Below are 9,843 nucleotides of genomic sequence, written 5' to 3'. Positions count from 1 at the left end.
CGTTTCTTGAGGAGGAATACCTAATAAAGCGACATGACCACCATGATTCATCGACTTCATCATATCATTCAATGCCACAGGATTTCCTGACATTTCCAATCCAATATCAAAGCCTTCCAGCATACCTAACTCAGAAACCACATCATCCAGCTTCTCACGAGCCACATTGACAGCTCTGGTTGCTCCCATTTTACGAGCAAGATCTAACCGATATTCATTCACATCAGTTATCACGATATGTCTGGCGCCTATATGTTTCATTATCGCTACTGCCATAATACCAATTGGACCAGCACCAGTAATCAAAACATCTTCACCGACCGCATCAAAGGCCAAAGCACAATGAGTTGCATTGCCAAAAGGGTCTAGTATGGACGCTTGATCGCCCGTAATATTATCAGGTAAAACAATAACATTAGTAGCTGGAAGAGACAGATATTCAGCAAAGCACCCAGGTCTGTTCACTCCGACCCCAAGGGTATTACGGCATAGATGACGTTTCCCTGCTCGGCAATTTCGGCAAAAACCACAGGTTATATGCCCTTCTCCAGAGACGCGCTGTCCAACGCTCAAACCCTGAACTTCCTGTCCAACCTCAACAATTTCGCCATAAAATTCATGCCCTACAGTCATAGGCACAGGAATCGTCGCCTGAGCCCAATCATCCCATTTATAAATATGAATGTCTGTGCCGCAAATTGCTGTTTTATGTATTTTAATTAAAACGTCATTTACACCGTATTCTGGAACTGGCACATCCTGCATCCAAATCCCGGGTTCTCTTTTTGCTTTGACTAACGATTTCATGTAAATCCTCAAAATAATAATGAGTTAATTAAGTCCTGTAATTAAAACAGGACCAGTTCTGCATCACTTTTTGTCCTTTCCATTTGACTGAAGTTCACTGTTAGATAACAGAAAATTCCTTTCCTGCAATTTCAAATGCATGCAATGCTTTATCCAAATGATGCAGTTCAAGTGCTGCGGACATTTGAGTACGAATTCGAGCTAAACCTTTTGGCACCACTGGATAGGAAAAACCTACAGCATAAACCCCCAACTCCAGCAATCTATTGGATATACGGCCAGCAAGGCTCGCATCCCCCAGCATCACGGGAATAATCGGGTGCTCACCTGGAATCAGTTTAAATCCTAATTCAGTCATTCCTTTACGGAAATAGAGGCTGTTTCGTTTCAATTTTTCAGCCAAAGTATTACTTTGAATTAAAGTATCCAATACTACACTTGAGGTATGTGCAATTACCGGTGCCAGAGTATTAGAAAACAAATAAGGACGGGAGCGTTGGCGCAACCATTCAATAATTGCCTGATTAGCCGCAGTATAACCACCTGAAGCACCACCTAACGCTTTCCCAAGCGTACCGGTTATAATATCCACACGGTCTGTAACCCCAAAATGCTCTGGTGTTCCTCTGCCCGTTGCTCCCATAAATCCAACTGCATGAGAATCATCAACCATAACCATAGCATCGTATTTATCAGCTAAATCACAAATAGCAGGCAGATTGGCCAGGATACCGTCCATTGAGAAGACACCATCTGTTGCAATTAATCGAAATCGTGCATTTTTCGCAGCAATCAATTGCTCTTCCAAAGCCTTCATGTCGTTATTTGCATAGCGATATCGTGCAGCCTTACATAGCCGGACACCATCGATGATGCTTGCATGGTTCAGTGCATCACTGATAATTGCGTCCTCTTCGCCCAGCAATGTCTCAAAAAGACCAGTATTTGCATCAAAACAGGAAGAATACAATATGGTATCTTCTTTACTCAGAAATTGGCTTATTTTTTGTTCCAATTGCTTGTGTGGAGTCTGAGTCCCGCAGATGAATCGAACAGAAGCCATACCGTAACCGTATTCAGCCAAAGCTTTTTGCCCTTCGGCAATAAGTAATGGCTCATTAGCCAAACCTAAATAATTATTTGCGCAAAGATTAATTACTTCCTTATTATTTACGGTTACATCAGCTTGTTGTTGACTGGAAATAATACGTTCGGATTTAAATAATCCTTCATCCTTAAGTGTTTCCAGTTCGGTTTGCAAATGATTAGTAAATCGCTCGAGCACTGTACTCTCCAATGACTGTTGACAACGTCAGCACTTACGAACAACTCCAAGAACGAGACAAAAATAATTTTTAATTCGGCCGTTTAAGTCTATCTAAACTTCTTCGTTAAGAACTATTTTTGCCCCGACCCTGTTTTTTTCGTAAGTCCCAAAAACTGCAAATAATAACAAATTTTAAACATAGTCACCATGAAATACGAATAAGAAAAATAATAACTTTCAATTTAAGGCATTAATGCTTAGCACATGTGCCAAATTCTTGCTAAAATTGGCCCAAAGTTTTAACCTAACACACATAATTAACTCGGTAGAACAAATGAGCAATCAAAGCGCACGCATTAATATGGTCAAACAACAGTTAAGAACTGGCGACGTTTTAAACGATTCCATACTGGATTTATATGATCTAATTCCTCGTCATGAATTTGTACCCGAACTTTATAGTCATTTTGCTTATTCAGACATGCAAATTCCTCTGGCTCATGGCCAACGGATGTTAACTCCTTTAGAAGAAGGGTTAATTTTGCAAGGTCTGGAACTGAAAGGGAATGAAACCGTTCTTGAAGTAGGAACTGGAACAGGATTTTTTACTGCCATGCTCAGCAAATTATGCAAGCAAGTAATCAGTATCGATTATTACCCAGAATTCACCCAAAGTGCAAAGCAGAAATTGGCCGCACATAATTGCACTAATGTAGAGTTAATTACAGGTGATGCATGTCGTGGATGGTTGGAAAAAGCGCCATACGATGTTATGGTATTTACTGGTGCAGTGGAACAGTTGACCGAAACCCATAGACTTCAGATAATACCTGGAGGAAAATTATTCATTATAGAAGGGAAATCCCCTATAATGCAGGCTCGTTTACATCATTTGGATCATGACGAGATCTGGACAGAATCTATGCTTTTTGAAACAGATATTCCTCCGCTTGTAGATCAGTTAAAACCAAAAGAATTTGTATTCTAGGGAAAGCTCGCATGAAGAAATCGCTGCTGTTCTGTATGTTAACTCTAGGTCTCTCGACACATACCTATGCAACCGATCTAATGGATATTTATAAACAGGCTCTTGATAACGATACGATTTTCAAAGCAGCTTATGATACCTATATGTCCAATACAGAGGCATTGCCCCAAGCTCGTGCTGCACTTTTTCCACAAGTTGGTATTACTGGCCAGGTTGGCCGAAATCTGCAGGATGTAACCGCTGGAGGTTTGAGTACCAGCTTGTTTTATAGCAATAACGTATGGCAGGTTACTGCATCTCAAGCGGTATTTAATTATCAGGCATGGGCCAAAATCGCACAAGCTAAAGCCTCTGTTAAATCAGCACAAGCAACATTTAATGATGCAGCCCAGAATTTAATATTAAGAACAGCCAAAGCTTATTTTGATGTATTATTAGCCAAAGACACCCTCGATTTTGCAGAAGCCAAAAAACGTGCAAACAAGCGTCAGTACGAACAAGCCAGCCAACGATTTCAGGTAGGACTTGATGCAATTACATCGGTATATGAAGCAAAAGCCGCATACGATCAGTCAGTGGCTACCGTTATATCGGCACGTAACAATCAGGTAAATCAAAGTGAAAATTTAAGAAAATTGACCAATCATGTTTATGAGACTCTGGCACCGCTTCGCGACAGTAAGATTCCCTTAATCAAGCCAGAACCCAATGACGTTAACCAATGGATTGATACTGGCCTGAAACAAAATTACAAACTTTATGCTGCCAAATATTCTCTTGAAGTAGCCAAAGAGAACGTGAAAGCGTTATCAGCAGGTAACTGGCCTGTGTTTTCGGTACAAACTAATGCTGCTCAGAGCCATAATACAGTAGATAGTGCGTCGTTCTTTGCTCCGACAAAGCAGACTCAAGCCAACGTAGCATTAGCGATGAACTTTCCCATATTTCAAGGGGGGCTGGTACAATCTCAAACCCGTCAAGCACAATATGGATTCCAATCAACCAGTGAACAATTGGAACAAACCTATAGAGATGTAGTGGTAAATAGCCGTATCGCATTTAATACTATTAACGACGGAATCAGTAAAGTAAAAGCGGACAGACAAACGATTATTTCCCAACAAAACTCACTGGAAAGTACAGAAGCCCAGTTTGAAGTAGGTACACGTACCATGGTTGACGTGGTCAATGCACAACAACGTCTGTTCGAAGCTCAGGAACAATTAGCACGAGATCAATATGATTTAATAAATGCAATTTTAACTTTAAAATATCTTGCTGGTACTTTAAATGTAAATGATATTGAACTGGTAAATTCATGGTTAACTACTACACGGGTCAATGGAATAGCTTCTGTAGCCGGTGTAGCCACTAAATAATATAATTAGGTTGTTTTATGTCGTCCAATCCTTCATTAGTTGAAAAAAAGTTACTGCATTACACTGGCAAGGCTATCGCAGATTTTAATATGATCCAACGAGGAGATCGAGTAATGGTCTGCTTGTCTGGTGGTAAAGACTCGTTTACCATGTTAACTATTCTTGACCATTTGCGACGTCGTTCAGGAAATAAATTTGAAGTTTTTGCATTCACCCTGGATCAAGCTCAACCAGGTTGGGATGACTCTGTTCTTCGTCAATGGCTAGCTGATCGCTCAATCCCACACGAAATTCTTACCCGCGACACCTACAGCATAGTAAAGGAAAAAGTACCTGAAGGTAAAACCTATTGTTCTCTATGCTCTCGTTTGAGAAGAGGTATTATTTATCGCTATGCAGAGGAAAAAGGATTTAATAAAATTGCGTTGGGTCATCATCGTGACGATATGATTCGTACATTAATGATGTCTATATTATATAATGGCGATGTCAGATCCATGCCCCCAAAACTGCTTAGCGATAATAAAAAACATATCGTTATCAGACCCATGTGCTACGTCCAGGAAAAAGATATTATTACTTTTGCTGAAGAACAGGCTTTTCCTATTATCCCTTGCAATCTTTGTGGCTCCCAGGAAAATCTGATGCGTAAAAAAGTAGCTCGTTTAATCGACCAACTGGCAGCAGAAAACCCTAAAGTTCCCAGCAACATGCTCCATGCACTGCAAAGCATCAAACCAAGTCAATTAATGGATCAAAGCATGTGGAATTTCAAAAATCTTGAGCACGAATTAATTACTGAACGTGCTATTGAGGACGATAAAGTCTTCAGTTCAGAAGAATTTGAAGTGCTGGAAGACTGAAAAAATATCTGTTCAGCGAATAGCGCCAACTTAAGAACCATACCTTCTTTTCGAAGTCTGTCTGTCCTCTCTCCTTTGAGGGCAAATATGTCATCCTGAGCATGGCGAAGGATCTCCTGAATCTTGGGAGATCCTTCGCCATGCTCAGGATGACGTACTTTTCCCAACTTAACGTTAACGGCGGTCAGAGTGAATATGTTTGAATCTTGGGGAACAATAGAGTTTGAACACATACGCATATTAGGCAACATGATATTTCAGACTATAACTTCAAAGTCCCCTACCCCGTAAAATTATTGATCTTCAATACCAATTATTCACCTCGAGTTAGCCCAAATCCCATCAAGACTTAAAGCTCACAAATATATTTCATATATGTCTGGCTAAACCTTAAAAAACCTTTATTCTGTACGCAGGCACAAAAAAGCTTTGCAACATTCTTTACAAATATATTACATAATGTATAGTGTATGTTTTGCACAGGCTAATCATAAAGCAACATAATGTACTTAATATACATACATTGTGCGGAAATAAAGGACTGGCCGCTTTTTATAATAAACTGGTTGGCTATTGATGATATTTATTTAAGGTACAGGAACTTCTCGATGATAAGAAGAAAAATTATTAACCCGCGAACATTTCGGGTGTATACAAAAAGATATTTAAAATTTGACTTTGTTGCAGCCATAGTCGTATTCCTCGTTGCTATTCCATTATGTTTAGGAATAGCTTTAGCATCTGGAGCTCCATTATTTTCTGGTATTTTAAGTGGAATAATTGGTGGCGTCGTTGTAGGGAGTATTAGCGGATCTCATGTTAGTGTTAGTGGACCCGCTGCTGGCATGGCTGCAGTTGTAGTAACAGCAATAGCACAAATCGGTGATTTTAATTCCTTTTTACTCGCGCTGACTCTGGCTGGCGTCTTCCAAATAATCATAGGAACCCTCAAAGCAGGTTTTGTCGCAGATTATGTACCTACCAATGTGGTTCAAGGACTTCTTTGTGCCGTTGGTATTTTATTAATCATCAAACAATTACCACTTGCTTTTACGCTGTCCTCTGACTTTGATGAGCTTAAAGCGCACTTATTAGAAGCCACGGATGTAATAACACTGAGTCCCCTTCTTGCTATATCAAATCACATCAACACCGGGGCGATGTTAATTACATCCATATCCATCTTCATATTAATCTATTTTGAATATACAAAAGTTAAATTATTAAAAGAAATTCCAGCCCCCATCCTGGTCGTAATAACCGGTGTGTTCTTAAATGAAGTATTTCAATGGATGGATTCTCCTTTAGTTCAAAACTCACCACAACTGGTGAATATCCCTGATACTACAGGTTTATATGAATTCTTCGGTCAACTGCAATTTCCCAATTGGGCCTCTATATGGAATCCCAAAATTTATTTATATGCACTGATTATAGGCATTGTAGCCTCTCTGGAATCTTTGCTTAACCTAAAAGCAGGCGAACGAATTGATAAGAAAAAGGGACACAGCTCAACTAACCGTGAATTAATCGCCCAGGGTGTGGGAAATATTTCTGCAGGCCTTGTTGGTGGTATTCCGGTTACTTCAGTGATTGTCAGAACCTCTATCAATATTCAGGCTGGTTCAAAAACTAAAGTATCTACTATTTTACATGGAGTATTTATCTTATTTGCCGTTATGGTTATGCCGGGAGCATTAAACAAAATCCCGCTCTCATCTCTGGCTGCAATATTGATATATACCGGCTATAAACTAAATAAACCGTCCATATATCAAAATATTTATAGCCAGGGAATCGACCGCTTCATCCCATTTATCGTAACAGTAGTCAGCATCATCGCTTTTAATTTACTCGCAGGAATACTAATCGGTCTAGCCATCTCACTGTTTTTCATCCTCAAATCAAACAGCCAGACACGAATCGATATTATAAAAGAAATATATCCTAATGGCATTACCAGCCGTTTAATATTACCGCAACAGATGACTTTTCTTAATAAAGCTGCGTTGGTCGCGGAACTGGATTCTATTCCCAAACACTCGCAACTGATTATCGATGCTCGATACTCGCAATATATTGATAAGGAAATTCTGGAACTGTTAAAGGAGTTCAAAGAAGATCAGGCTCCGAGTAAACATCTTGCCTTGAATCTGACGGGGTTTAAAGATCATTATAAAATCCATAATTACATCGATTTTATCAATGTGACTACCTATGACGTACAATCCAATCTCACTCCAGCAGAAGTCCTCAATATACTGTACGAAGGAAATCAGCGCTTCCTGCATGACACCCGAATCCATCGTTCAAATCGTGTTGACATTAAGCATACAGCAAAAATGCAACATCCAATTGCGGTGGTACTCGCATGCATTGATTCAAGAGTTCCGGTTGAGACCATATTTGATATGAGTTTTGGTGATATTTTTTGTATCCGCATTGCCGGAAATGTGATTAATGATGACATACTGGCGAGCGTAGAATATGCCTGTAATGTCGTAGGTGCTAAATTAGTCGTAGTTCTTGGTCACACACGTTGCGGAGCGATACAATCCGCCTGTGATGGTATTGAGCAAGGATACATCACTCAATTACTTGCTAAAATAAAGCCAGCAATGAATGCAGAGACCAAGATTACGGATAATCGTACAGGACAAAATGTTTCTTTTGTTACCCGTGTAACGGAACTTAATATAGCCAATACAATGCAAAATATTTATTCGCAAAGTGATATATTAAGAAACATGATCAACAGTGATGAAGTGGGTATTGTTGGTGCGATGTATGACGTGAATAGTGGTAAGGTTAAATATGATGACTACGCCCATGAATTAGTTGAACTTGAAAGTAATGTGCAAAAACATTTAGTTAAAAAATGTGCCCAGATACTTCTACAATCAAAAATTCATTCAGAAGCAATCGCCTCTTAAATTCAGTATTCTCTCAGCTGGAGTGAACATCGTTTGCTCCAGCACTATGCCTCTCCCCCTATCCTCACTGCAGGTCAATCTCGAATAATAATTTCCTCATTAACTCAAGCGTTTATGAAGTGTCATTTTATTCTGGCTATTGCCTTTTAATATAACTAGACTTTAATTACAGAGTGTAATTTCTCATGGCCTTGGAAATTGTTCCTATTTCGGTACTATAAGTTCGTAACAACTTATTGAAATGAAGGTTTGAGTATCGGATAGCAATACAAGGGATTAAAATATGATTACAAAATTGCCTTACCGCTTAATATTGCTGATTAGCCTATTTATTTCTTCTGCATGTAGCGTTGCCAATTCAGTCCCCAATACTATTCAAGTCACCGAATGGGCTCAGCAAGTATTAATGGATTCACTCAATGCAAGCTATTACGACACTCCTGAAGACATAAATTCAGTCCAAAAACATTATTCATTAGAAGCGTGGCGTCCTATGAATAGTTTTTTTAACAATGAACTTAAAATAATTGAGCAATACAAATTAAGCATCCACCCTATTGCGCTCACCAAACCACAGTTATTGCCAGAACCCAATTGTGAATATAAATTATGCTGGAGGGTCAATCAAAAATTCAAACTCCCTGAGCTTAATATGATCATCGATTTCTCATTACTTATTTCACGGATTATTCGAAGTGATGCAGAATATTACCTTATTCAAAACCTAAATATGATTGTTCAACGCTATTAACGTATAAAGCAGAGTTATAGATAAACACACACAATCAACCTAAATCTCATCAGGTATATTAGTACTCATAAAATCCACCCATGTTTTGACTTTAGGTTGCATGTATCTGCCTGGATGATAATAAAGAAAAACAGGTATTTTGGGCATACGGTATTCAGCTAACACTTCCACCAAATCACCACTAGCCAAAGCATCAGCAACTTGATAATGATGTAACGAAACAATCCCCAGACCATTAACAGCACATTCCAGCATAGATGCCGCATCATTTAAATATAAAACCGGAGTTAAATATATTGTTTCTCCTGTTGGAAAAATCCAGGCATCATTAGGCGATCTCATGGTATGAGTAATGTATTTATGTTTAAGTAGTTCAATGGGGTGCTCAGGAATTCCATGCTCCCGAATATAGCTCGGTGAGGCGCAAAAAACATAACGTGTTGAAGTAATTTTCTTTTGAACTGAATTAGAAGCCACCTGAGCTGACATACCAAATACAATGTCTAAATCCTCTTCTAGAAGATGAGGAATATGTTCCGCAATTTGGAGATCAACCTTAACTTGAGGATATAAATTCATATATTCAGTTAACCGTGGAAAAATGCAATAATCAGCAAAATATCGCACACTTTTTATCCTTAAAATACCCACTGGTTCCTGCTTTGCTGCAACAATAACCCCATTAGCCTGATCTACGGCAAACAATATGTTTTGAGCCTCACGATAATATGCCGCCCCGATTTCAGTTAAGGCAACCTGGCGAGTGGAACGATGAAGTAGCATGACCCCAAGGGTTTCCTCCAGGGGCTTTTCATGACTAGAAATGAACCAATTATTGTTCAGCTGTTTTTTAAT

The 9,843-nt window shown here is 39.1% G+C and carries 8 protein-coding genes; 5 read left to right on the top strand and 3 right to left on the bottom strand.

Annotated features, from left to right (window positions below):
• Together tdh and Q0495_RS15025 are read right to left on the bottom strand one after the other, a co-directional pair.
• Positions 1-807: L-threonine 3-dehydrogenase (gene tdh / locus Q0495_RS15030; RefSeq protein WP_298627734.1), on the bottom strand; the 807-nt coding region annotated here is incomplete at its 3' end.
• A 100-nt stretch (positions 808-907) separates the two neighbouring features.
• On the bottom strand, positions 908-2,092 hold the full coding sequence (locus Q0495_RS15025) for a glycine C-acetyltransferase (protein WP_298627732.1): 1,185 nt from the start codon (positions 2,090-2,092) through the stop codon (positions 908-910).
• Positions 2,093-2,408: 316 nt separating this feature from the next.
• Between Q0495_RS15025 and Q0495_RS15020 the strand changes: the two genes are divergently transcribed.
• The 5 genes from Q0495_RS15020 (at position 2,409) to Q0495_RS15000 (ending at position 8,988) form a co-directional block, all read left to right on the top strand.
• On the top strand, positions 2,409-3,062 hold the full coding sequence (locus Q0495_RS15020) for a protein-L-isoaspartate O-methyltransferase (RefSeq protein WP_298627730.1): 654 nt from the start codon (positions 2,409-2,411) through the stop codon (positions 3,060-3,062).
• Between the two features lie 11 nt (positions 3,063-3,073).
• Complete coding sequence (locus tag Q0495_RS15015; RefSeq protein WP_298627728.1) at positions 3,074-4,441, top strand: TolC family outer membrane protein; 1,368 nt, start codon at positions 3,074-3,076, stop codon at positions 4,439-4,441.
• 17 nt (positions 4,442-4,458) lie between these two features.
• The gene (ttcA, locus tag Q0495_RS15010; RefSeq protein WP_298627726.1) at positions 4,459-5,304 is read left to right on the top strand and encodes a tRNA 2-thiocytidine(32) synthetase TtcA; all 846 of its coding nucleotides are present in this window, start codon (positions 4,459-4,461) and stop codon (positions 5,302-5,304) included.
• Positions 5,305-5,912: 608 nt separating this feature from the next.
• Positions 5,913-8,237: a SulP family inorganic anion transporter gene (locus Q0495_RS15005; RefSeq protein WP_298627724.1), complete on the top strand. Its 2,325-nt coding sequence runs from the start codon at positions 5,913-5,915 to the stop codon at positions 8,235-8,237.
• 283 nt (positions 8,238-8,520) lie between these two features.
• The gene (locus tag Q0495_RS15000; RefSeq protein ID WP_298627722.1) at positions 8,521-8,988 is read left to right on the top strand and encodes a hypothetical protein; all 468 of its coding nucleotides are present in this window, start codon (positions 8,521-8,523) and stop codon (positions 8,986-8,988) included.
• A gap of 39 nt (positions 8,989-9,027) precedes the next feature.
• Here the strand turns inward: Q0495_RS15000 and Q0495_RS14995 are convergent.
• A partial coding sequence (locus Q0495_RS14995; RefSeq protein ID WP_298627720.1) for a LysR family transcriptional regulator occupies positions 9,028-9,843 on the bottom strand: 816 nt, incomplete at its 5' end.

It is taken from the genome of uncultured Legionella sp., from assembly GCF_937871865.1.
Lineage (GTDB): Bacteria > Pseudomonadota > Gammaproteobacteria > Legionellales > Legionellaceae > Legionella.
The sequence above is the reverse complement of the archived record's forward strand: the minus strand, read 5'-3'. Positions and strand labels throughout refer to the sequence as shown.

What these genes read in the sequence shown, in the direction of transcription:
- ttcA (WP_298627726.1), top strand. Translation starts at nt 4,459, where the DNA reads ATGTCGTCCAATCCTTCATTAGTTGAAAAAAAGTTACTGCATTACACT.
- Q0495_RS15005 (WP_298627724.1), top strand. Translation starts at nt 5,913, where the DNA reads ATGATAAGAAGAAAAATTATTAACCCGCGAACATTTCGGGTGTATACA.
- Q0495_RS15015 (WP_298627728.1), top strand. Translation starts at nt 3,074, where the DNA reads ATGAAGAAATCGCTGCTGTTCTGTATGTTAACTCTAGGTCTCTCGACA.
- Q0495_RS15020 (WP_298627730.1), top strand. Translation starts at nt 2,409, where the DNA reads ATGAGCAATCAAAGCGCACGCATTAATATGGTCAAACAACAGTTAAGA.
- Q0495_RS15000 (WP_298627722.1), top strand. Translation starts at nt 8,521, where the DNA reads ATGATTACAAAATTGCCTTACCGCTTAATATTGCTGATTAGCCTATTT.